Annotated in this window: 17 protein-coding genes; 9 read left to right on the top strand and 8 right to left on the bottom strand. The window is 72.5% G+C overall.

Going from position 1 to position 22,609, the window contains the following annotated elements:
* Positions 1-103: 103 nt before the first annotated feature.
* The 6 genes from AC4OXY_RS07645 to AC4OXY_RS07620 are packed head-to-tail and all read left to right on the top strand — an operon-like array spanning position 104 to position 9,755.
* Positions 104-2,542 (top strand): GcvT family protein, encoded by a 2,439-nt coding sequence (locus AC4OXY_RS07645; protein ID WP_356031919.1) that lies wholly within the window; start codon positions 104-106, stop codon positions 2,540-2,542.
* A gap of 21 nt (positions 2,543-2,563) precedes the next feature.
* A complete protein-coding gene (locus AC4OXY_RS07640; RefSeq protein WP_356031921.1) occupies positions 2,564-3,424 on the top strand; it encodes a bifunctional methylenetetrahydrofolate dehydrogenase/methenyltetrahydrofolate cyclohydrolase in 861 nt (286 codons plus the stop codon).
* On the top strand, positions 3,421-4,704 hold the full coding sequence (gene glyA / locus AC4OXY_RS07635; RefSeq protein WP_491993515.1) for a serine hydroxymethyltransferase: 1,284 nt from the start codon (positions 3,421-3,423) through the stop codon (positions 4,702-4,704). Before AC4OXY_RS07640 ends, glyA begins: the two co-directional genes overlap by 4 nt.
* Positions 4,701-5,933, top strand: coding sequence for a sarcosine oxidase subunit beta family protein (locus tag AC4OXY_RS07630; protein ID WP_362820012.1), 1,233 nt, complete (start codon positions 4,701-4,703; stop codon positions 5,931-5,933). The genes glyA and AC4OXY_RS07630 overlap by 4 nt, the downstream gene beginning before the upstream one ends.
* Positions 5,934-5,944: 11 nt before the next feature.
* Entirely contained in the window at positions 5,945-9,160 is a 3,216-nt protein-coding gene (locus AC4OXY_RS07625) for a sarcosine oxidase subunit delta family protein (protein WP_491993514.1), read from the top strand.
* Positions 9,153-9,755 (top strand): sarcosine oxidase subunit gamma, encoded by a 603-nt coding sequence (locus tag AC4OXY_RS07620; RefSeq protein WP_376288214.1) that lies wholly within the window; start codon positions 9,153-9,155, stop codon positions 9,753-9,755. Before AC4OXY_RS07625 ends, AC4OXY_RS07620 begins: the two co-directional genes overlap by 8 nt.
* A 29-nt stretch (positions 9,756-9,784) precedes the next feature.
* Here the strand turns inward: AC4OXY_RS07620 and AC4OXY_RS07615 are convergent, their stop codons facing one another.
* The 5 genes from AC4OXY_RS07615 to AC4OXY_RS07595 all read right to left on the bottom strand — a co-directional run bounded on the left by AC4OXY_RS07615 (position 9,785) and on the right by AC4OXY_RS07595 (position 15,779).
* Complete coding sequence (locus tag AC4OXY_RS07615; RefSeq protein ID WP_356031933.1) at positions 9,785-10,582, bottom strand: IclR family transcriptional regulator; 798 nt, start codon at positions 10,580-10,582, stop codon at positions 9,785-9,787.
* 129 nt (positions 10,583-10,711) lie between these two features.
* Positions 10,712-11,584: a formyltetrahydrofolate deformylase gene (gene purU / locus AC4OXY_RS07610; protein ID WP_491993513.1), complete on the bottom strand. Its 873-nt coding sequence runs from the start codon at positions 11,582-11,584 to the stop codon at positions 10,712-10,714.
* Positions 11,585-11,674: 90 nt separating this feature from the next.
* Positions 11,675-13,321, bottom strand: coding sequence for an MFS transporter (locus AC4OXY_RS07605; RefSeq protein ID WP_491993512.1), 1,647 nt, complete (start codon positions 13,319-13,321; stop codon positions 11,675-11,677).
* A 16-nt stretch (positions 13,322-13,337) separates the two neighbouring features.
* The gene (locus tag AC4OXY_RS07600; RefSeq protein WP_491993511.1) at positions 13,338-14,771 is read right to left on the bottom strand and encodes an alpha/beta hydrolase; all 1,434 of its coding nucleotides are present in this window, start codon (positions 14,769-14,771) and stop codon (positions 13,338-13,340) included.
* 186 nt (positions 14,772-14,957) lie between these two features.
* Positions 14,958-15,779 (bottom strand): PaaX family transcriptional regulator, encoded by an 822-nt coding sequence (locus AC4OXY_RS07595; protein WP_491993510.1) that lies wholly within the window; start codon positions 15,777-15,779, stop codon positions 14,958-14,960.
* 96 nt (positions 15,780-15,875) lie between these two features.
* On the opposite strand from AC4OXY_RS07595, the gene AC4OXY_RS07590 reads away from it, so the two are divergent.
* Complete coding sequence (locus AC4OXY_RS07590; RefSeq protein WP_491993509.1) at positions 15,876-16,397, top strand: hypothetical protein; 522 nt, start codon at positions 15,876-15,878, stop codon at positions 16,395-16,397.
* A gap of 12 nt (positions 16,398-16,409) precedes the next feature.
* Here the strand turns inward: AC4OXY_RS07590 and AC4OXY_RS07585 are convergent, their stop codons facing one another.
* Positions 16,410-16,838 carry a hypothetical protein gene (locus tag AC4OXY_RS07585; protein WP_362820004.1) on the bottom strand — a complete coding sequence of 143 codons (429 nt, stop codon included), beginning with the start codon at positions 16,836-16,838 and terminating at the stop codon, positions 16,410-16,412.
* Between the two features lie 153 nt (positions 16,839-16,991).
* Positions 16,992-17,762, bottom strand: coding sequence for an SDR family NAD(P)-dependent oxidoreductase (locus AC4OXY_RS07580; protein WP_356037915.1), 771 nt, complete (start codon positions 17,760-17,762; stop codon positions 16,992-16,994).
* Positions 17,763-17,945: 183 nt separating this feature from the next.
* Between AC4OXY_RS07580 and AC4OXY_RS07575 the strand changes: the two genes are divergently transcribed.
* Together AC4OXY_RS07575 and AC4OXY_RS07570 are read left to right on the top strand one after the other, a co-directional pair.
* On the top strand, positions 17,946-18,560 hold the full coding sequence (locus AC4OXY_RS07575) for a TetR/AcrR family transcriptional regulator (protein WP_491993508.1): 615 nt from the start codon (positions 17,946-17,948) through the stop codon (positions 18,558-18,560).
* 576 nt (positions 18,561-19,136) lie between these two features.
* Entirely contained in the window at positions 19,137-20,321 is a 1,185-nt protein-coding gene (locus AC4OXY_RS07570; RefSeq protein WP_491993507.1) for a type III polyketide synthase, read from the top strand.
* 93 nt (positions 20,322-20,414) lie between these two features.
* On the opposite strand, the gene AC4OXY_RS07565 is transcribed toward AC4OXY_RS07570, so the two are convergent.
* A complete protein-coding gene (locus AC4OXY_RS07565; protein ID WP_376288222.1) occupies positions 20,415-22,577 on the bottom strand; it encodes an ATP-binding SpoIIE family protein phosphatase in 2,163 nt (720 codons plus the stop codon).
* Between the last annotated feature and the right edge of the window lie 32 nt (positions 22,578-22,609).

Raw genomic sequence — 22,609 nt, 5'->3', positions numbered from 1 at the left:
GCCCCTTGACACCCCTCCTCGACGCCGGGCACATTGAGTTGCGCAGCCTGAATCGCGTTGCGCAGAAAGCAACTGAATCGGTCTCAAGTTCGGAGGTTGGGCGATGGCGGGACCCCGAGTGGTGATCATCGGAGCGGGCGTCGTGGGAGCGGCTCTGGCGGACGAGGTCTCCGCACGCGGCTGGACCGAAGTGACCGTGGTCGACCAGGGCCCCCTCCCGGCCACCGGGGGCTCCTCCTCGCACGCCCCCGGCCTGGTCTTCCAGACGAACCCCTCGAAGACGATGACGGAGCTGGCCCGCTACACCGTCGAGAAGTTCTGCTCCCTCGACGTCGACGGAAAGCCCTGCTTCCTCCAGGTCGGCGGCCTCGAAGTGGCGACCTGCCCCGAGCGCCTCGCCGAGCTGCACCGCCGGCACGGCTGGATCACCGCGTGGGGCATCGAGTCCCGCCTGCTGAGCCCGGACGAGTGCGTCGAGCAGCACCCGCTGGTCAACCGGGACCGGGTGCTCGGCGGCCTGCTCGTCCCCACCGACGGACTCGCCAAGGCCGTCCTCGCCGTCGAGGCGCAGATCCGCCGGGCCACCGAACGCGGCGTGCGCTTCCTCGCCCGCCACGAGGTCCTCGACATCCGGCAGAGCGCGGGCCGCGTCACCGGCGTCGTGACCGACCAGGGCGAGATCCCCGCCGACATCGTCGTGTGCTGCGCCGGCATCTGGGGCCCGAAGATCGCCCGCATGGCGGGGATGAACCTGCCGCTCACCCCGCTCGCCCACCAGCTCGCCTGGACCGGCCCGATACCGGCGCTGAAGGGCCAGACCGAGGAGGCGGTCCGCCCGATCCTGCGCCACCAGGACGCCGACCTCTACTACCGCGACCGCTTCGACGGCCTCGGCATCGGCTCCTACGGACACCGCCCCATGCCGGTCTGCGCCGACGACATCCTCTCCGTGGACGAGGCTGAACAGATGCCCTCGGTCCTGAAGTTCACCGAGGACGACTTCGCGGACGCCTGGACCGAGACGCAGTCCCTCCTCCCGGCGACCCGCGAGGCCAAGGTCGAGGAGGGCATCAACGGCCTGTTCTCCTTCACCACCGACGGCTACCCGCTGCTCGGCGAGTCCCCGGACGTCAAGGGCTTCTGGGTTGCCGAGGCGGTCTGGGTCACCCACTCCGCGGGCGTCGGCCGCGCCGTCGCCGAATGGCTGGTCGACGGCCACTGCTCCTCCTTCGACCTGCACGAGTGCGACGTCAACCGCTTCGAGCCGCACCAGCTCTCCCCGGAGTACGTCCTGGCCCGCGACTGCCAGAACTTCGTCGAGGTCTACGACATCCTCCACCCCCTCCAGCCGTCCGGGAAACCGCGCCCGATCCGCACCAGCCCCTTCCACGCCCGCCAGCAGGAGCACGGCGCCTTCTTCCTGGAGGCGAACGGCTGGGAGCGCCCGCAGTGGTACGAGGCCAACGCGGGCCTGGTGACGGGCCGTTCGATCCCCACCCCGGGCGACTGGGCCGCCCGCTACTGGTCGCCGATCGTCGGCGCCGAGGCCCAGGTCACCCGCGAGAGCGTCGCGATGTACGACATGACCGCCCTCAAGCGCCTGGAGGTCAGCGGCCCCGGCGCCGCCGACTTCCTGGAGGGCCTGGTCACCGGCAAGGTCGCCAAGTCCGTCGGCTCGGTGACGTACACGCTGCTGCTCGACCACGACGGCGGCATCCGCAGCGACATCACCGTCGCCCGCCTCGCCCCGGACCGTTTCCAGGTCGGCGCCAACGGCAACCTCGACCTCGACTGGTTCACCCGACACCTGCCCGCCGACGGCAGGGTCCAGGTCCGCGACATCACCGCCGGCACCTGCTGCATCGGCTTGTGGGGCCCGCTCGCCCGAGACGTCCTCCAGCCCCTCACCGACGCGGACTTCAGCAACGACGGCCTGAAGTACTTCCGCGCCAAGCACGCCTACATCGGCAGCGTCCCGGTGACCGCGATGCGCCTGTCGTACGTCGGCGAGCTGGGCTGGGAGCTGTACACCACCGCCGACCAGGGCCAGAAGCTGTGGGACACCCTGTGGGCGGCGGCCGAGCCGCTCGGCGGCGTCATCGCCGGCCGCGGCGCCTTCAACAGCCTCCGCCTGGAGAAGGGCTACCGCTCCTTCGGCACCGACATGACCTACGAGCACGACCCCTACGAGGCCGGCGTCGGCTTCGCCGTCAAGCTCGACAAGGGCGACTTCATCGGCAGGTCCGCGCTGCAACGCCGCAAGGCGGACGTACGACGCAGGCTGACCTGCCTCACCATCGACGACCCGCGCTCGGTCGTCATGGGCAAGGAACCGGTGTACGACGGCGAGCGCGCCGTCGGCTACGTCACCAGCGCCGCCTACGGCTACACCATCGGCAAGGGCATCGCCTACGCCTGGCTCCCGGCCGACCTCGCCGTCCCCGGCACCACGGTGCACATCGGCTACTTCGACCAGCGCGTCGAGGCGGTCGTGGCCGAGGAGCCGCTGTTCGATCCGACCATGTCCCGCCTTCGTGGCTGAGCGCTGGAAGGAGCACCGCGCGTGACCGCACAACTCCTCGACGGCAGGGCGACCGCCGCCGCCATACGTCACGAACTCACCGATCGCGTAGGCAAGTTGACTGCCCTCACGGGACGCGCCCCGGGCCTCGGCACCGTCCTCGTCGGCGACGACCCCGGCAGCCACGCCTACGTCGCAGGAAAGCACCGCGACTGCGCACAGGTGGGCATCGCCTCGCTGCGCCGCGACCTGCCCGCCGACGCCACCCAACGCCAGGTCGAGGACGTCGTCGACGAACTCAACGCCGATCCGGCCTGCACCGGCTACATCGTCCAGCTCCCGCTCCCGCGCCACCTGGACGCGAACGCCGTCCTCGCGCGCATGGACCCCGCCAAGGACGCCGACGGACTCCACCCGGTCAACCTCGGACGACTCGTCCTCGGCGTCGACGCCCCCCTGCCCTGCACCCCGCGCGGCATCGTGGAACTGCTGCGCCGCTACGAAGTCCCGCTGGCCGGAGCACGGGTCTGCGTGGTCGGACGCGGCATCACCGTCGGCCGGCCGATCGGGCTGCTGCTCACCCGCCGCTCCGAGAACGCCACCGTCACCCTCTGCCACACCGGAACCAAGGGCCTGGCCCGGCACGTACGCGAGGCAGACATCGTCGTCGCGGCGGCCGGCTCGCCGGGACTGATCACCAAGGACATGCTGCGCCCCGGCGCGGCCGTCCTGGACGTCGGCATCACCCGCACCGACCAGGGCCTGGTCGGTGACATCCACCCGGAGGCCGCCGAGGTCGCCGGACGGCTCGCGCCGATGCCCGGGGGAGTGGGACCCATGACCCGGGCGATGCTGCTCGCCAACGTCGTCGAGGCCGCCGAGAGGAACGCGAACCCCGCATGAACGCGCTGAACACCCCCCTGGCCGAGCTGGACCCCGAGGTCCACGACGCGCTCCGGGCCGAACTGCACCGCCAGCAGTCCACCCTGGAGATGATCGCCTCCGAGAACTTCGCGCCCACCGCCGTGATGGAGGCCCAGGGCTCCGTCGCGACCAACAAGTACGCCGAGGGCTACCCCGGCCGCCGCTACTACGGGGGCTGCGAACACGTCGACGTCACCGAGAAGTTGGCCATCGAACGCGTCAAGTCCCTCTTCGGCGCGGGCTTCGCCAACGTCCAGCCGCACTCCGGCGCCCAGGCCAACACCGCCGTGTTCTTCGCCCTGCTGAAGCCCGGCGACACGATCCTCGGCCTCGACCTCGCGCACGGCGGCCACCTCACCCACGGCATGCGCATCAACTACAGCGGCAAGATGCTCAACGTCGTGCCGTACCACGTCTCCGGGACGGACCACCTCGTGGACATGGACGAGGTGGAGCGGCTCGCCAAGGAACACCGGCCCAAGATGATCATCGCGGGCTGGTCGGCGTACCCGAGGCAGCTGGACTTCGCGGCGTTCCGCCGGATCGCCGACGAGGTCGGCGCCCTCCTCATGGTCGACATGGCGCACTTCGCCGGCCTGGTCGCCGCCGGACTGCACCCGAGCCCCGTCCCGCACGCCCACGTCGTCACCACCACCACGCACAAGACGCTCGGCGGACCCCGCGGCGGCGTCATCCTCACCAACGACGCTGACCTCGCCAAGAAGCTCAACTCGGCCGTGTTCCCCGGGATGCAGGGCGGCCCGCTGGAGCACGTCATCGCCGCGAAAGCGGTCTCGTTCAAGGTCGCCGCGTCGCCGGAGTTCGCCGAGCGCCAGGCCCGCACGCTCGCCGGCGCCCGCATCCTCGCCGAACGCCTGACCCGGTCCGACGCGGCGGCGGCCGGAGTGCGCGTGCTGACGGGCGGCACGGACGTCCACCTCGTCCTCGTGGACCTGCGCGACTCCGCACTCGACGGCAAGCGCGCCGAGGACCTCCTCCACGAGATCGGCATCACCGTCAACCGCAACGCCGTCCCCTTCGACCCGCGCCCGCCGATGGTCACCTCCGGGCTGCGCATCGGCACCCCGGCGCTCGCCACCCGGGGCTTCACCGAGGCGGACTTCACCGAGGTCGCCGACGTGATCGCCCTGGCCCTCCAGTCCGCGCCGGACGTGGCCGCACTGCGCGCCCGCACCGAGGCACTGGCCGCCAAGCACCCGCTCTACCCGCACCTCTCGCACGACGGAGACGCCCGATGAGCCCCCGCACCCCCGGCGCCGGCCTGCCCGACCACCCGGACTTCCTCTGGCGCACCCCCGAGCCCAAGCGGTCGTACGACGTGGTGATCGTGGGCGGCGGCGGACACGGCCTCGCCACCGCCCACTACCTGGCGAAGAACCACGGCATCACCGACGTCGCGGTCCTGGAGAAGGGCTGGCTCGCGGGCGGCAACATGGCCCGCAACACCACGATCATCCGCTCCAACTACCTGTGGGACGAGAGCGCGGGCATCTACGAACACGCGTTGAAGCTGTGGGAAGGGCTGGAGGAGGAGCTCGACTACCCGATCCTCTTCTCCCAGCGCGGTGTGCTGAACCTCGCCCACAGCCTCCAGGACGTCCGCGACAGCGTGCGCCGGGTCGAGGCCAACCGGCTGAACGGCGTCGACGCCGAATGGCTCGACGCCGAGCAGGTCAAAGAGGTCTGCCCGATCGTCAACACCTCGCCCGACGTGCGCTATCCGGTCCTCGGCGGCACGTACCAGCCCCGCGCCGGCATCGCCAAGCACGACTACGTGGCCTGGGGCTTCGCCCGCTCCGCGGACGCCGCCGGTATCGACATCATCCAGAACTGCGAGGTCACCGGCCTGGACGTGGTCGGCGGCCGGGTGGTCGGGGTGCGGACCACGCGGGGCCCGATCGCGGCGGGCAAGGTGGCCCTGTGCTCGGCCGGACACACCTCGGTCCTCGCCGCCATGGCGGGCATCGAACTCCCCCTCCAGAGCCACCCGTTGCAGGCCCTCGTCTCCGAACTGCTGGAGCCCGTGCACCCGACCGTGGTGATGTCCAACGCGGTCCACGTGTACGTCAGCCAGGCGCACAAGGGCGAGCTGGTGATGGGCGCGGGCATCGACGCGTACAACTCCTACACCCAGCGCGGCGCGTTCCACGTCATCGAGGAGCAGATGTCCGCCGCCCTGGAGCTCTTCCCGGTGTTCGCCCGCGCCCATGTGCTGCGCACCTGGGGCGGCATCGTCGACGTCAGCCCCGACGCCTCGCCCGTCGTCGGCCTCAGCCCGGTCGGCAACCTCTACCTCAACTGCGGCTGGGGAACGGGCGGTTTCAAGGCCACCCCCGGCGTCGGCTGGGTGTACGCCCACACCATCGCCCACGACTCACCGCACACGCTGAACGCCCCGTTCTCGCTCGACCGATTCACCACCGGCGCGCTCGTCGACGAGCACGGCGCCGCCGCCGTGGCCCACTAGGGAGGCCGACCATGCTGCTGATCTCCTGCCCGTGGTGCGGGCCCCGCGACGAGGCCGAGTTCCACTACGGCGGCCAGGCCCACGTCCCCTACCCCGAGGACCCGGCCGCCCTCGGCGACGAGGAGTGGGCGCGCTACCTCTTCTTCCGCGACAACCCCAAGGGCCCCTTCGCCGAACGCTGGAACCACGCGGCGGGCTGCCGCAAGTGGTTCAACGCGGTGCGGGACACGTCGACCAACGAGATCCTGGCGGTGTACCGGCCGGGGGAGGAGCGCCCGGAGCGGCTGGAGCCGCGCCCGGTGACCTCTCAGCCGGCCCCGGCCGTGCCAGCCCGTCCGGTCACCGAGGCCGTGGCCCCTGCTGAGCCGAGCCGGGCTGTCGGGGCGGCGCCCCCGGCACGGCTCGCGGGTCAACCCCGCCGCCTCGCCACCGGCGGCCGCATCGACCGCGCCACCGCCCTCTCCTTCACCTTCGACGGCACCGAGTACCAGGGCTACCGCGGCGACACCCTCGCCTCCGCCCTCCTCGCCAACGGCGTCATCACGGCGGCGACCAGCATCCGGCTCGGCCGCCCCCGCGGCATCTTCTCGGCCGGTGTCGAGGAACCCAACGCCGTCGTCCAGATCGAGGCCCCCTTCCCCGAGCCCATGCTCGCCGCCCCGGCCGTCGAGCTGTACGACGGCCTGGTCGCGAGCAGCCTGCCCGGCCAGGGACGCCTCGCCACCGAACCCGACCCCGCCCGATACGACGCCGTGCACGCACACTGCGACCTGCTGGTCGTCGGCGCCGGCCCGGCCGGTCTCGCGGCGGCCGCCGCGGCAGCCGACAGCGGCGCCCGCGTCATCCTCGCCGACGACCAGCCGGAACCCGGCGGCAGTCTGCTCGGCACCGGGGAGCACCTCGACTGGGTCGAGGCCACGCGGGCGCGGCTCGACTCCGCCCCCGAGGTGCGCGTCCTCGCCCGCACCACCGTCTTCGGCCACTACGACGACAACCACGTCCTCGCGGTCGAGCGCCGCACCAACCACCTGGGCGCCGACGCCCCGGCGAACGTCTCCCGCGAACGCGTCTGGCGGATCCGCGCCCGGCGCGTCGTCCTCGCCACCGGCGCCCACGAACGCTCCCTGGCCTTCGGCGACAACGACCGGCCCGGCGTGATGCTGGCCGCCTCGGCCCGGACGTATCTGCACCGGTACGCCGTCGTGCCGGGCCGGCACGCCGTCGTGTTCACCACCAACGACAGCGCCTACGCCGCCGCGCTCGACCTGGCGGCGGCCGGAGTGGACATCGCGGCGATCGTCGACACCCGGCCCGAGCCGGGCCAGTGGGCCGAGCGCGCCCGGTCCGCCGGGATCGAGGTGCTCGCCGGACACGCGGTCACCGGTACCGAGGGCGCGGACCGCCTCACCGCCGTCACCGTCGCCCCGTACGCCCAGGAGACCACCGGCCAGCGGGAGTTCGCCGTCGACCTCCTCCTGGTCTCGGCCGGCTGGAACCCGGTCGCGCACCTGTACAGCCAGGCGGGCGGCAAGCTCCGGTACGACGACGTGCTCGGCGCGTTCGTCCCCGACCACTGCCGTCAGGCGGTCGAGGTCACGGGCAGCGCGAACGGGACCTTCGACCTCGCGGCGGTCCTCGCGCAGGGCGCGGCGGCCGGCGCCCGCGCGGTCGGGGCGGAGGGCCACCGCGCCGGGGCGCCCGCCCTCCCGGCCGTCGCCACCGCGCCGTACACCCCGCCCATGCAGGTCTTCACCGTCCCCACCGCCACCGGCGCCCCCCGCTTCGTCGACCTCCAACGTGACGTCACGGTGGACGACCTGGCGCGGGCCACCGGGGCGGGCCTGCACTCGGTCGAGCACACCAAGCGCTACACCACGGCGGGTACGGCAAGCGACCAGGGCAGGACGGGCGGCGTCCTGGCGAGCGGGGTCGTCGCCGAACTCCTCGGCGTCGACATCTCGGCGCTCGGCCTGCCGACCTTCCGGCCGCCGTACACCCCGGTCTCCTTCGCCGCCCTCGCCGGCCGCGACCGCGGCGCGCTGCACGACCCGATCCGTACGACCGCCCTGCACGCCTGGCACGTCGAGCACGGCGCGCTGTTCGAGAACGTCGGCCAGTGGAAGCGGCCCTGGTACTACCCGCGAGACGGCGAGGAAATGGAGAGCGCCGTGCTGCGCGAGTGCCGCGCCGCCCGCGAGGGCGTGGCCTACATGGACGCCTCCACGCTCGGCAAGATCGACGTACAGGGCCCGGACGCCGCCCGCTTCCTCGACCTGCTCTACACCAACATGATGAGCACCCTGAAGACCGGCATGATCCGCTACGGCGTGATGTGCCGCCCGGACGGCATGGTCTTCGACGACGGCACCGTCATCCGGCTGGCCCAGGACCGCTTCCTCGTCACCACCACGACCGGCAACGCGGCGGCCGTCCTGGACTGGATGGAGGAGTGGCTCCAGACCGAGTGGCCCGACCTGAGGGTGCACTGCACGTCGGTGACCGAGCAGTGGGCCACCGTCGCCCTGGTCGGCCCCAGGTCCCGCGCGGTCCTCGGCTCACTCGCACCCCGACTGGCCGTATCCAACGACGACTTCCCCTTCATGGCCTGGCGCGACACGACCGTCGCCGGCATCGGGGCCCGGGTCTGCCGGATCAGCTTCTCCGGCGAACTCGCCTACGAGATCAACGTGTCGCCGTGGCACGCCCTCGCGCTGTGGGAGGCGCTGTACGAGGCGGGCGCCCCGTACGGGATCACCCCGTACGGCACCGAGACCATGCACGTCCTGCGCGCCGAGAAGGGCTACCCGATCGTCGGCCAGGACACGGACGGCACGGTCACCCCGCAGGACCTCGGCATGGGCTGGGCGGTGTCCAAGAAGAAGCGCGACTTCATCGGCAAGCGCTCCTACGCCCGCGCCGACACCGTCCGCCCCGACCGCAAACACCTGGTCGCCCTGCTCCCCGACGACGGCGGTGTCCTCCTCCCCGAAGGCACCCAACTGGTCGCCGAGAGCGAACTGCCCGCCCCGCCCGTGCCGATGCTCGGCCACGTCACCTCCAGCTACCGCAGCGCGGCGCTCGACCGGACCTTCGCGCTCGCCCTGCTCAAGGGCGGCCGGGACCGTATCGGCGAACGCCTCTACGCACCCGTCGGCGACCGGCTGTTCCCGGTGACCGTCGCCAGTCCCGTCCTCTACGACCCCGAGGGAGCCCGCCGCGATGGCTGACACCGCCCCGACCACCCGGCCGCGCAGCCCCCTTGCGCATGCCGCCGACCGCCTGGCGGACGTGACGCGCACGTCCGGAGGCGCGATCCGGCTGGCCGAACTGCCCTTCCTGGCCCAGGTGAACGTCCGTCTCGACGCCAAGGGCCCGGCGGCGGACGCCGTGGGGCTCGCGCTCGGGCTCCCACTGCCACTGGAACCCAACACGGCTGTCCGCGCAGGCGAGTTGACCGAGGTGTGGCTCGGCCCGGACGAATGGCTGGTCGTGGGACAGCCCGGGGCCCAGAAGGAGTTGGAGGGCAGGATCCGTGCGGCGGCCGGGGACGAACACGTGTCGGTGACCGACGTCTCCGCCCAGCGCACCACCCTCCTGGTCACCGGCCCCCGCGCCCGCGACCTGCTCTCCCACGGCTGTGCGCTCGACCTGCACCCGAGCGCCTTCGGCCCCGGCCGCTGCGCCCAGACCACCCTGGCCCGCGCCCAGGTCCTCCTCGTCGCCCGCGACGAGACCAGGGCGGGCTTCTGGGTCCTGGTGCGCTCCTCCTTCGCCGGCTATCTGACGGAGTGGCTGTTGGACGCGGCCGTCGAATACGGGTGAACGACTCCGCGCCGGCACCTCTGCGGGGCTCAGCCCAGGTACCCCATCCGGTGGCTGATCTCCTGCGCGCCCTTGAGCAGTGCCGGCGCGAGTTCGTGGAGTCGTTCCTCGGTGAAGCGGTACGCCGGCCCCGATGCGCTGAGGGCGGCGATGACCTCGCCGTCGCGGGAGCGGATCGGGGCCGCAATGGCGTGCAGGCCGATCTCCAGCTCCTCCAGCGTCACCGCGTAGCCGCGCTCGCGCGCCTCGGTGAGGTTCTTCTCCAGCGTCGTCCTCGCGGTCAGGGTGTGCGGCGTCAGCTTCCGCAGGCCGGCCGCCGCGAGCACCCGGGCGCGCGCCTCCGCCGGCAGATGGGCCAGCAGGATCTTGCCGCTCGACGTGGCGTGCACCGGGGTGAGCTGCCCGACCCAGTTGTGTGTGCCGACCGCGCCGGGGCCGCGCACCTGGTAGAGGTTGACCGCGTAGTGCTCCTGGAGGACGGCGATGTTGACGGTCTCGCCGATCTCCTCTATCAGCCGCTCGCACACGGCCCGGCCCTGCTGGGTGACGTCGAGACGGCCCGTGACCGCGCCCGCGAGGCGCACGATCCCGAAGCCCAGCCGGTACTTGCCCCGTTCGGCCGTCTGCTCGACCAGGCCGCGTGCCTCAAGTGCGCCGAGCAGGCGGAACGCGGTCGACTTGTGGACGTCGATCTCGGCGGCGACCTCGCTGACGCCCGCCTCGCCGCGCTGGGCGAGGATCTCCAGGACGCTCACGGCACGGTCGACGGACTGCACCCCGTTCACAGCGGGGCCTGTTGTTTCGCCATCTGCTGTGTAGTTGCTCATGACGCAACTATACGCATCGACGTCCCGGTGTCCCGCCCTTGAGACGAAGGCATACCACGGCACAGTGCTGTCCGCACTGCCCGCAGCGACCTCGGTCCGTGGTTGCGGTGTGCGCCGCCGCCCTTCCCGTCAGCGGAAGACGACCGTGCAGCGGCCGTTGACCAGTACGCGGCTCTCGCTGTGCCACTCGACGGCGCGGGCGAGCACCTGGGCCTCGACGTCACGGCCGAGGGCGACCAGTTCGTCCGGGGCGTGCCTGTGGTGCACACGGACGACGTCCTGCTCGATGATCGGGCCCTCGTCGAGGTCGGACGTGACGTAGTGCGCCGTGGCCCCGACGAGCTTGACGCCACGCTGGTGCGCCTGGACGTAGGGCTTGGCCCCCTTGAAGCTCGGCAGGAAGGAGTGGTGGATGTTGATGGCCCGGCCGTCGAGCTTCTTGCACAGGTCGTCGGAGAGGATCTGCATGTACCGGGCGAGGACCACGAGGTCGATGTCCAGTTCGTCGACGAGCCGGAGCAGCCGGGCCTCCGCCTCCGCCTTGGTCTGTGGCGTCACCGGGATGTGGTGGAAGGGGATGCCGTAGTTCCGGGCCAGCGGCTCGAAGTCGCGGTGGTTGGAGACGATCGCCGGGATCTCGATGTTGAGCGCGCCCGTGGAGGTGCGGAAGAGCAGGTCGTTCAGGCAGTGACCGAACTTCGAGACCATGACGAGCGTGCGGGTCGGGGTCGAGGCGTCGTGCAACTGCCATGTGATCCGGTACGCCTCGGCGACCGGCCCGAAACCGGTGCGCAGATCCTCCAGCGAGACGCCCGGATCCGAGACGTCGAAGTGCACCCGCATGTAGAAGCGGTCCTGGAGCCGGTCGTCGAACTGCTGGCTCTCCAGGATGTTGCCGGAGCGGGTGACGAGGAAGGAACTCACGGCGTGGACGAGACCGGCCCGGTCGGGGCACGAAAGAGTGAGGACGAACTCGCGGCCGGGCTGCGGTCGAGGGGACATGGCATCCTCCCTGGGTGCGCTATGCGCAACGAAGCGGGTGATACGCAACATGGTCCGGCGCGAGGGGTCGACTGGTCAAGAGTGCCGTTCTTATTGCGCATCAGGTTTCGTCATGTGCAACGGATGGATCTCGCGGTGTTCGACAGGGAGGTCCTCCTCCTGCGGTGCGGCCTCCTGTGCCGTACGCCCGCGCAGGGCCGCCACCACCAGTACGGCCGAGCACAGAGCCGCCGCACCGCACACCACGAACCCGATCGAGTAGCCGTGCCCCAGGGCGTCGAGGGCGTATGAACGGGCGGCACCCGGTGGGGTGTTGGCGGGGACGGAGTTCAGGGCGAGAGGGCCGCCCGCTGCGAGCACCTCGTGTGCCGCCGCCTTCGACTCCGGGTTCAGCGACGACGAGGCGCCCAGCGAGGACGTCACCCGGGACGCCGCCTGGCTCAGCGCGACCGCGCCGATGACCGCCGGGCCGAGGGTGAAGCCGAAGTCGCGCAGCAGGTTGGTCGCCGCGCTCGCCATGCCCGCGAGCGGGAGCGGCACCGTGTTGACGGCGGTCGCGGTGATCGACGACACCGTGAACGCGAAGCCGATGCCGACGAGCCCGAGCGGCAGGATCAGTGACGTCAGGGCCCGGTCGCCGACGTCGAGCCCCGCGGCCAGGAAGTCGCCCGCCGCGATCAGTGCCAGACCGGCGGTGAGCAGCGCCCGCGCGGGCAGCCGGTGCAGCAGTCGCGAGGTCAGCGGGGTGAGCAGCGGCGTGATGCCGTTGAGCAGCAGGAACGCGAAGGAGGCGCGCATCGGGCTCTGGTGCTGGACGGGGCCGAGCCGGATGCTGGTCGCGTACGCCGTGCCGAGGAAGCTGAACATGCCCACGACCGCGACCGCCGACGCGATGGCGAAGGAGCGGTTGCGGAACAGGTCCAGGCGCAGCAGCGGGGAGCGGGCCCGGCTCTCGGCGACCACGAACAGGCCCACGAACACCGCTGCGATCACGAACGCCACGACCACCGGAGCCGAGCCCCAGCCGTCGGCCGGCCCCTGGATGACGGCGTACAGCAGGGCGAACAGACCGACGCCGATGGCGATCTGGCCGCCGGCGTCCAGCGAACGTCCCTCCGGCGAGCGGGAGTTGGCCGCGAGCCACAGGCTCACCAGCGCGCTGACCGCGGCCAGCACGGCGACCACCACGAACGCCGAGCGCCATGAGCCGTAGGTGCCGGTGATCCCGCCGAGCAGCGGGGCGAGGAAGCCGCCCGCGGACAGGCTGGAGGCCCAGAGCGCGATGGAGCGGGCGCGCTCGGCGCCGGTGTGCGTACCGGCCGCGATCATGGCGAGCGAGGTGGGGAAGAGCGCGGCCGCACCGAGACCGGCCAGTGCCTGGCCCACCCACAGCTGATGGACGCCGGCGGCGCTCGCGGCGACGACCTCACCCGCGCACACCAGCGCGGCGCCGCCGACGAGGAGGCGTTTACGGCCGAAGAGGTCGCCGAGTACACCGAAGGTGAGTTCCAGGACGGCGACGGGGAGCAGGAACGCATCGGATATCCAGGTCAGTTGGGAGCCGACCGGGTGGAGGTGCTCCTGGAAGAGCCCGTTGAGGGTGGCGGGTATCGCGAGGCCGATCTGGGCGAGGCAGACCGCGAGACAGCCGGCGACGAGCGTGCCGACGGGCAGGGGCGCACGGGGGAGGGACGTACGGGGGAGGGGCGTGTGCGGGGCGGCGGATGCGTCGGACATGAGCGGGGTCCCAACGTCAGTGGCGGGCGGGGTGCACGGGCCGGTCGCGGCCGACCGTGAGCGGTGCGGGGCGGAACGGGAGGTACGCCGCCCCGTCCAGACCGAGTGCGGTGGCGGACCGCTGGAGCGCGGCCGGGCTCGCGGCGTCGTCCCAACGGCCGGTGGTGACGCGGTGTTCGAGGGCGTGCAGGGCGGCCACGGTCTCGGCGGTCGTGAACGTGCAGTGGCCCTGGCGCTCGACGTACGCCTGCCGCAGCAGCGCGTCGTCCCCGGCCGCGCGCACCCGGTCACCGAACCGCCGCTCCTGCTCGACCGGGACCAGGTTGTCGGCGATCGTGTGCACGTCCAGCAGCGGCACGCCGAGCCCCTGCCCGGCGGAGGAGCTGCGCTGTGCGGCACGGACCGCGGCGGGGTCCGCGGTGACCGAGGCGTCCCGGGTCAGGGCGGCGAGGTCGGCGCGCAGGTCGAGCCCGGCCGCCCGGTACAGCGCGCGGACCTGCGGCGCGTGCACGGATCCGGCGAGCAGGTTCGCGTAACTGACGCCCTGGTTCCAGGAGTTGTCGCCGCCGACGGTCCGCTCGACGGCATACCGGCCGCCCTCGACGAACGCCAGGATGCCCTGTGCGAACCACGCGTACTGCTGCCGCTCCTGGCCCGCCCAGTCGGTCGGCGCGGGCCGGTCCTGTCCGGGCGCCCAGGCGGGCAGGTTGAGGAAGGCCGCGGCCAGCGCGATCCGGGCCCGGCCCCGCGGGGTGGCCTGGGCGGCGGTAACGGCGTCGGTGAGCCTCTGGGCGGTGGCGGCCGCGGCGTCGGCGGACCCGAACCGGACGAGGCCGACGTCCTGCCCCGGCAGGAGCAGCCGGGCGATGGTGTACTCGGCGTCGAGCTGGTAGTTGTCGAGGTCCGTGCCGCCCGCGACCAGACCGCACAGCCCGAGCGCGCCGTCGACGCGGCCGGCGCCGTCGCGGGCGATCTGCGCGTTGACGAGCCCGCCCATGGACTGGCCGACGGCGAGGGTGCGGCGCGGGGTGCCGATCTTCGCGCTGACGGCGTCGAGCGTGCCGAACTGATCGCGTTCGGCGCTGTTCAGGGCCCACATCGAGCCGTGGGGGTCGTACGACGACCCGGCCAGCGCGTACCCCTCGGTGAGCAGTTCGGCGCGTACGGCGTCGGAGGGCGCGTCGTTGGCGACGACGGGGCCGAAGCCGTGGCTGAACAGCAGCAGCGTGCCGTTCCAGCGGGCGGGGACGTCCGCGACCCAGGCTGCGCCGTCGGAGAGCGTGCCGGTGAGGTGACCGGCGGTCCCCGTGTCCGCCCGGGCGGCGTGCGCGGGCGAGGTGGCGAGGGCCGCGGACGCGAGCGTGGCCAGCGCGGCGAGGGCCACCCGCAGGCGGGTCCGGGAGGCACGGGAACGGGGACGGGACGTGCGGGGAGGGGTGCTGGCGCGCATGGGTGGGCTCCTTCTGGGCGGCGGCGGAGCGGGTCCCGGACGGATGTCCAGATGCTCAGTGCACTGAACGAAGCGGGGTGTCAGGAATGTAGGGCGGATTTCTTGCGGCCGTCAATGCAATGCACAACATCACTTGAGGAAGGAGCGCACGACGGTGCGCGGCAAGTGCGCCCGACGGGAACGCCGCTACGCCACGGGAAGGGTCTCGATGAGCCGGCGCGCCGCGTCCCGGGCGGGCGCCTCCAGACGGGCGTGCACCGCACGGAACGTCTTCTCGGCCCGGGCCGCGGGCCAGTCGGCGGGCAGGTGCTGCACGGGCAGCCGGGGGTCGGCGCGGATGACCTGAAGCCATTCGGCGGTCAGCCGGAGGCGCAGCACGAGAGCCTCCTCGGCGGCCAGGTGCGCTCCGCCCGAGGCGTACGGTCGCCAGGCCTCGTCGAACTCCCGGTAGCAGGCGGCCAGTCGGGCCAGGTCCCAGGTCTCGTCGATCATCCCGGCGATGTCCGTGCCGGCGTCCGCGTTGGCACGGAAGACCTTGACGTGCGCGGCCAGGCCCAGCTCGCCGACGATCTCGGAGACGTCGACCTCGCCCGGCGCGATCCACAGCCCGCTGAACAGTGCGCCGAAGCCCGCCCAGGTCAACTGCGCGCGCAGATCGTGCCGTTGACGCTGCCACGACTCCGGCAGCGAGAACCCGAGCAGCGTCCAGGTCCCGTCCCAGTCCCGGTTCACCGCCCCCGTGTGCCAGATGCGCCGCTCCCCGTCACGCAGGACCGCCTCGGAACGGTCGGTGAGCCCGATGTACGTCCGCCGGCCCTGCCGCCGCCGGCTCAGCAGCCCGCGCCCGGCCATCCGGCTGAGCATGGACCGGGTGGCCTGCTCCCCGACACCGGCCCGGCGGAACACCTCGATGACACTCCCTGTGTACACGCACACCCCACGCCCCAGCACCTCGTCACCGAGGAAGCTGAGCAGCAGGGACTGGGGGCGGGGGACGGGACCGGTCACGTGGACACAGTACGAGACGGCCGCCGACCGGAGCAGCCGCTGGAGACTCCGGTACGTTCGGGCCATGACACACGAGACGGAAGTCCCGGTGGAACGGTGAGCGGATGGTGGACCTGTCCGGACGAGCGGACCCGCCGGGAGGTCGACGCGCGGGTGCCGGACGACCGCCGGTTCGCGGCGGTCACGACCGTCTGGGCAGCGCTGCGTCCGCTCGGACCGGGCGTGCACGAGGCGGAACAGGTGGTCCACGCGCGCTACGCGGCGCTCGGCGACCGTGTGCGGCCCGCCCCGCCCGATCCGCTCGACGTACCCTCACTCGCCGCTTGCGCCGCCGCCCATCGGGGCCGGGCCGCCGCGATCGAGGCGATCTGGGACGGCGACACCGTCCACGACTGGTTCGTCGTCCTGGTCGCGGTCCTGGAGGACCCGTCCGGGGAGGGTCCTCCCGCGACGGTCTACCGCCGCCGGGGCGGCCCTGCTCCGGGGACGGTCGCCGCGGACGCGGGCCGGGCCCTGGCGGACCACCTCGGCGTTCCGTTCCACTTCGCCTCCCCGGACGTCCCTGACGACGAGGCCCCTCGCCGGCGCGCGACCCCTCGCCCGTCCGAAGAGCCGTGAGCGCGACGCCGGTCAGCCGATGAGTGAGCGGAACCGCTCGATCGTACGGCGCCGCATCGTGAGGAAGGCGAGCCACGAGCCGTCGGCGTAGTGCAGCCGGAAGCGGGCCATGAGCTGGGTCCGGGGGCGGCGTTCGACCCGGACCACCCAGGCGCGGGGCACCTCCCAGACCGGGGTGCCGTCCAGGGGCCTGACGAGTCCGACTCGCTGGTCCGTGACGCGCAGCAGCAGGGCGCCTGAGGTGTCGGGCATCCCCGCGGCGATGCTGCCGGCCGCGCCGGACTGCGCACCGACGCTGTTGACGAACTGGTTCGCGATGACCCCGCCGACGTTCAGGCCGATGCCCTTGGCGCTCTTGGCGGGTACGACGCTGCCGTACCCCAAGAGCCGCTCACCGGGAGCCAGTTGATGGAGGGCGGAACGCTCTTGGAGGGCAGACATGCCCATGATCATAGGTGATCGGCGTCGAGGCCGGCGGAGAGCGCGGAAGACCGCCGGTCGGAGGTGTCGGTAGCGCGCTCCCATGTCAGAGCGCTCTCCTCCTGGGCGCTGAGAGACAACGCCCCGGACGAGAGCGGCCACCCGGTCCGCGGCCTACGCGGCGATGACGGCGACTCCGGTCCTGCCCCCGTCGACGTCCACCACCGTTCCGTGCACGAACGCCGCCTCGTCGCTCGCCAGCCAGACCGCGGCGTGCGCGATGGCGTCCGGCGTGCCGACCCCGCCGGCCGGGGTGCCCTTCATCATGATCTCGCCCGGATGGGGCTCGCCGCCCTCCGGCGCCGGAGGCTGGATCACACCCGGCGAGATCGCGTTGACCCGCACGCCGAGCGGGCCGAACTCCGCGGCCCACGCGCGCGTGAGCGTCTCCATGGCCCCCTTGGTGGAGCTGTAGAGCGCGCCCAGGGGAACGCCCAGGCGCGCGATCCAGGAGCCGAGGTTGATGATCACCCCGCCTCCGGACTCCGTCATGGCCGGGACCACCGCCGCGGTGAGGAAGAACGGCGCCTTGACGTTGATCGCGTAGACCCTGTCGAACGTCTTCTCGTCGGTGGCGGTCGTGCCGGGTGCCGGATAGACGCCGGCGTTGTTCACCAGGATGCCGATCCGCCCGCCCAAGGCCGCGCGGGCCCGTCCGGCCAGGTCCTGGGAGGCCTCCGCGCTGCCGTCGAGGTCCGCCGCCACGAAGTCGGCCCGGCCACCCGATGCGCGGATCCCCTCGACGACCTGTGCCCCGCGCTCCCGATTCCGCCCGGACACGACGACATGGGCCCCCTCGGCGGCGAGCGCTTCGGCGATCGCCTGCCCGATGTTGCTGGTCGACCCCGTCACCAGCGCCGTCCTGTTCCGCAGCCGTTCACCCATGACGCTCTCCCTTGTCTCGTACGGTCGTGTCCCGCACGGTCACCGGTTCTGTCCGGCGGGGCACTGCCCCGCGCTGTGCGGGCCACTGTGCGTCGTGGAAAATGGACCGGCAAGTCCAGACTGGGCGGGTCCGGCGGCAGTAAAGTGGACCCGATGGTCCAGTGAGGCGGAGAGGGAGGCCGTATGCCGGACGCGCTGACCGCGAAGGGGCGTGCCACGCGGGCCCGCATCGTCGAAGGGGCCGCCGAGGTGCTGCGCGAGCAGGGGGTCGCCGACACGACGCTCGACGACATCCGCGGCCGGACCGGTACGAGCAAGAGCCAGCTCTTCCACTACTTCCCCGAGGGCAAGGACCAACTGCTGCTGGCGGTGGCCCAGTTCGAGGCGGATCGCGTGCTGGCCGACCAGCAGCCGCACCTGGGGTGTCTGGACTCGTGGGAGTCCTGGCAGCAGTGGCGGGACGTGGTGGTGGAACGGTACGAGCTCCAGGGCGACCACTGCCCGTTGGGGTCGCTGTTCATACAGGTCGGGCGGTCCCGCCCCGGTGCGCGGGCGATCGTGACGGAGCTGATGCGCCAGTGGCAGCAGCAACTCGCCGACGGCATGCGCGCCCTCCGGGCGAACGGCCTGGTGTCGTCCGACCTCGACGTCGACCGGACGGCGGCCGCGCTGCTGGCCGGCGTCCAGGGAGGCGTGGCCATCATGATGTCCACGGGCGACTCGACCCACCTCAAGGCGGCCCTCGACACAGGCATCGCCCACCTGCGCGCGACGGCGGGGGAGCCGGAACGGACCTGACGGCCGCCGGCCACCGACGGCGTACCGGCGCGACATGAACCCCCACGGGCGGTGATCGCATCGAGGCGGTCGGGACCGTCCCGCAGTCCGGACGCGCCCCGACCGTGCCAACGGGCAGCAGACCCTGATCCGGGTGAACAGGCCCGAGCGGTGAGCCCGTTGTCGGCGTCGTCGTCGTAGGTGACCTGGCGGTCCAGGCCGTTCGGGCACACGAACGCGGACATGCATACGCAGGACGGGGCCGACCTCGGCCCGGATGTGATCCTCCCCACCCGCGCCCCGCTCTCGGACCTGGCCGCCAGGGTATCCGCTCCCGACTCATTCCTGACGGTATGTCAGATGTGACCTACCGAACCCCGCCGTGGATCTCTGTTCGGCGGTGTGCGCCGAGTCACGTATTTCGGGTACCACCTAAGTTGTCTGGATCACAGCGGAAATGTCCCTTTGGCGTCCATGCTCGATGCGGACATCGGCGCCCCAAGTGGAGCCCCTCGGCAACCTCTTGGGCGTGACGCCCAAAGTGACCCATGACACAGCACTCGTGACATTCCTCCTCCCCCGGGAAGGTGCCCCCTTATGGCCGCTTACCTCTGTCCTCCTGCCGTGATAAACGGCGAACACCCCGTGGAGACCAGCCAGATCGTGGCGGAAGTGCGCGAGCGGCACCCGCACGCCGCGTGGGCGCCGCGGATCGACGGCATCGCGGCCGGCACGGGCATCGAAACCCGCGGGTGGATGCTGCCGCTGGAGGCCGCCGTCGCGCCCGGCGACGGCGGTGGCCTGCGGGCTGTCGGCACCGGGGCGGCCCAGGAGGCGCTGGCACGCGACGGGTTCACCCAGCAGGACGTGGACCGCGCGATCGCCGCACTGGAGGCGATACCCGCGCCGCAGACCGTCCAGGAACGCACCGCGCCGGCCTGGGAGGCCGTGCAGTCCTACGGGGAGCGTGCGGCGCGCGGGGCCCTGCAGAGCGCCGGGCTGGACGCCGCGGACATCGACTGCCTGATCACCAGTCACTCCACCACCCCGGCGCTGCCGGGCCTGGACGTCGCCCTGGCCAACAAGCTCCCCCTCCGCAACGACGTGATGCTGCTGCCGGCCACGCAGTGGGCCTGTGTCGCGGGGACCCGCTCCCTGGCGCTGGCGGCGGACCTCGTGGCCGCCGACCCCGACCGGGTGGTCCTGGTCGTGATCGCGGAGGCGCTGAGCACGACCTACCAGCCCGCGGACGACACGCTCGAATCCCTGATCGTCCGGTTGCTGTTCGCGGACACCGCGGTCGCCGCGGTGGTCACGGGCCGTCCGAGGCGCGAGTCGACGCTGCGGCTGGACGCCGCCTGGCACCACACCCTGCCCGGCACCCACGACCTGCACCGACTGGAGACGCGGGCGGACGGCACCCACTTCGTGATGGACCGGCGCGGGCCGCGCGCCGTCCAGGAGACGGTCACCGCGATGTGGGAGTGGCTGCGCCTGCGTTACCGCGACGACCCCGACTCATGGCACCCCGACGTGCTCCTGGCGCACCCCGGCGGGACCCGGGTGCTGGAGTACATGGAGCAGACGATGCCCGACGCGTGGCCGTCGGGGCTGCTGGACTACAGCCGGGACAGCTACACCAGCGGCAACCGCGGAGGCGCCGCCGTGTTCGACATCATGCGGCGGGCGTACGACGCCGGGCAGAAGCCGGGCAGTCGCGCCGTCCTGTACGCGGCGGCACCGGGCCTGACCGCCACCGCCCTGGAAGGCGAGTGGCTGTAGCGCGACCCCGCAGCACCCGCACCGGCAGACAAGTGGTGCGCATCACATGCCGTACGCCGGTCACGCCACCCCACTCCCCGCCCCGCAGCCGCGTCACCTCGCGACTTCCGCCCAGACCACCTTGCCGGTGTCCGTCCACCGCACTCCCCACCGGCTGGTCAGCCTGTGCACGGTCTGCAGGCCGCGACCGCCGTCGTCGAGGAGGCCGCCCCGGCCCAGACGCGGCCTGCCGTTCCCGGTGTCGCCCACCTCGCACAGCAGGCCGTGACCGGCCCTGATCAGCCGTACCGTGATGGGACCGGTGGCGAAGCGCACCGCGTTCGTGACCAGCTCGCTGACCAGCAGCAGCACGTCGTCCCGGGTGTCGGCCCTGGTGCCCCATCGCCGCAGCAGCGCGGAGACCTGCGCGCGGGCACGGGCGGGCGCGTCGTCGCGGGCGGGCAGCCGCCAGGTCGCGGTGTCCCCCTTGCGGTAGCCGATCATCCGCGCGAGCAGCAGGGTCACGTCGTCGCGCTGGTGCGCGGGTGCCAGCGCGGAGACGACGTGCCGTGCGGCCTGCTGCAGGGCGTCCCAGGGGTGCACCGCGGACACGGCGTCCGCCAGCCTGGCGATGCCCTCGTCGATCGACACCGCCGGATCCTCCACCAGGCCGTCGGTGTAGAGCGCGAGCAGCGAGCCCGGGGGTGCGTCGAAGGCGTGCACGTCGAACGGCTCCCGCAGCGCGAACTCGGCGCCCAGGCCGGGGTGCGGGCGGACCACCAGCGGGACCGCGTGCCCGTCGGGGGAGACCAGGACCGGGGGCAGGTGGCCGGCGCTGGACAGCGCCAGGTCGTAGCTGACCGGGTCGTAGAGGGCGATGCAGCAGGTCGACCCGAGGGCGCTGTAGCCGGCCGCCAGCCCGGACTCCGTGTCGTCCAGCAGCGTCACGGTCTCGTCCAGGTGCTCCAGCACCTCGTCGGGCGCCAGCCCCGCGGACAGCAGCGCGCGGGCCTCCATGCTCAGCTGGCCCATGGTGGCCGCTGCGCCCAGGCCGTGCCCGACGACATCACCGACCACCAGCGCGGTACGGCCGTCCGGCAGCGGAAAGCTGTTCACCCAGTCGCCGCCGACGCCCGCGCTGTCGGGCGTGGCGGGCTGGTAGACGCTGGCGACCTCGATGGTGTCGCCACCGGTCCGCGGCAGCAGCCGGCGCTGCAACGCCAGCACCTGCGTATGCTCGCGCTGGTGCTGACGGGCCAGGTCGACGTGGTGGACGGTTCTGGCCACGAGTTCCTGCAGGTCGAACAGCTCGCTGTCGCGGAAGGGGCGGTCCGACCGCCGCCAGACCTCCGCCACGCCCAGCACGACGGGCGGCGCGCCGTCCAGGACCAGCGGTATGCACGCCACACCGGCCGACCGGTCACCGGGCACCAGGGCACGCATCACGCGCGAACTGCCGAGCACCCGCTCGACCGCCGCCCCGTCGGGGATGACGATGGCCTGCGGGGCGTCGGCCCGCCGTATGGCCTGCGCCAGCAGGCGACTCGCGTCGCCGGGAAGATCGTCGCCCGGAGTCACGTAGCCCTCGGGCCACGCCCGGTCCGGCACCAGGGCCGCCCGCCGTAGCCGGATGCGACCCTGCGCCCGCTCGGTGACGCCCTCGCCCGTCCACACGGCGAAGTCGAGGTCGACGGCGGCGACGTCTCCCCAGGCCAGCAGGGACTCCGCCAGCGACTGCGCGGTCTCGCCGATGTCCAGCGAGGTGCCGATCGCGGTCTCGGCGGCGTACAGGTGCAGCCTCCTGGCCATGGCGATCACGGAGACGGTCAGGCCTTCCTGGGGCGCCGCTGCGGGCAGGATGCTCAGCGAGACCACCAGCTCCGACCCGTCGCCGCGCCGCAGGCGCTGGATCCGGGCGACGTGCGCCTCTCCGGTCTCCAGGACCTGCCGCAACCGCCGTGTGACCGTCGGTACGTCCCCGGGAGGCAGGAGACCGACGAAAGGGCTCCCGGGCACGGCGTCCAGACCCGCGAACACGGGGGCGTCCAGATTGCAGCGGGTGATCCTCAGATCCTGGTCCAGGTTGACCGCGCCGAGAATCCGCTCCTGACCGCCGTCTGCCGTGTCGTCGGGTACGCGCCGCCTTGCGGTGCCGTCGCCCTGCGCGTCGGCAGGCCCTGCGGCCGCTGCCGCTCCGCCGCTCGGGATGTAGCGCCCCAGAGCGCTGCTGACCAGGTCGAACGGCGAAGAGGACGAGGCGGAGGGTGTGGAGTCCATGCGGCTCTCTCGGCAATCCCCGGCGCGGCGCC

The organism is Streptomyces sp. HUAS MG56 (assembly GCF_058673395.1).
This window is presented reverse-complemented; position numbering and strand designations above follow the sequence as displayed.

What these genes read in the sequence shown, in the direction of transcription:
- AC4OXY_RS07645 (WP_356031919.1), top strand. Translation starts at nt 104, where the DNA reads ATGGCGGGACCCCGAGTGGTGATCATCGGAGCGGGCGTCGTGGGAGCG.
- glyA (WP_491993515.1), top strand. Translation starts at nt 3,421, where the DNA reads ATGAACGCGCTGAACACCCCCCTGGCCGAGCTGGACCCCGAGGTCCAC.
- AC4OXY_RS07630 (WP_362820012.1), top strand. Translation starts at nt 4,701, where the DNA reads ATGAGCCCCCGCACCCCCGGCGCCGGCCTGCCCGACCACCCGGACTTC.
- AC4OXY_RS07625 (WP_491993514.1), top strand. Translation starts at nt 5,945, where the DNA reads ATGCTGCTGATCTCCTGCCCGTGGTGCGGGCCCCGCGACGAGGCCGAG.
- AC4OXY_RS07620 (WP_376288214.1), top strand. Translation starts at nt 9,153, where the DNA reads ATGGCTGACACCGCCCCGACCACCCGGCCGCGCAGCCCCCTTGCGCAT.
- AC4OXY_RS07615 (WP_356031933.1), bottom strand. Translation starts at nt 10,582, where the DNA reads ATGAGCAACTACACAGCAGATGGCGAAACAACAGGCCCCGCTGTGAAC.
- purU (WP_491993513.1), bottom strand. Translation starts at nt 11,584, where the DNA reads ATGTCCCCTCGACCGCAGCCCGGCCGCGAGTTCGTCCTCACTCTTTCG.
- AC4OXY_RS07605 (WP_491993512.1), bottom strand. Translation starts at nt 13,321, where the DNA reads ATGTCCGACGCATCCGCCGCCCCGCACACGCCCCTCCCCCGTACGTCC.
- AC4OXY_RS07600 (WP_491993511.1), bottom strand. Translation starts at nt 14,771, where the DNA reads ATGCGCGCCAGCACCCCTCCCCGCACGTCCCGTCCCCGTTCCCGTGCC.
- AC4OXY_RS07585 (WP_362820004.1), bottom strand. Translation starts at nt 16,838, where the DNA reads ATGTCTGCCCTCCAAGAGCGTTCCGCCCTCCATCAACTGGCTCCCGGT.
- AC4OXY_RS07580 (WP_356037915.1), bottom strand. Translation starts at nt 17,762, where the DNA reads ATGGGTGAACGGCTGCGGAACAGGACGGCGCTGGTGACGGGGTCGACC.
- AC4OXY_RS07575 (WP_491993508.1), top strand. Translation starts at nt 17,946, where the DNA reads ATGCCGGACGCGCTGACCGCGAAGGGGCGTGCCACGCGGGCCCGCATC.
- AC4OXY_RS07570 (WP_491993507.1), top strand. Translation starts at nt 19,137, where the DNA reads ATGGCCGCTTACCTCTGTCCTCCTGCCGTGATAAACGGCGAACACCCC.
- AC4OXY_RS07565 (WP_376288222.1), bottom strand. Translation starts at nt 22,577, where the DNA reads ATGGACTCCACACCCTCCGCCTCGTCCTCTTCGCCGTTCGACCTGGTC.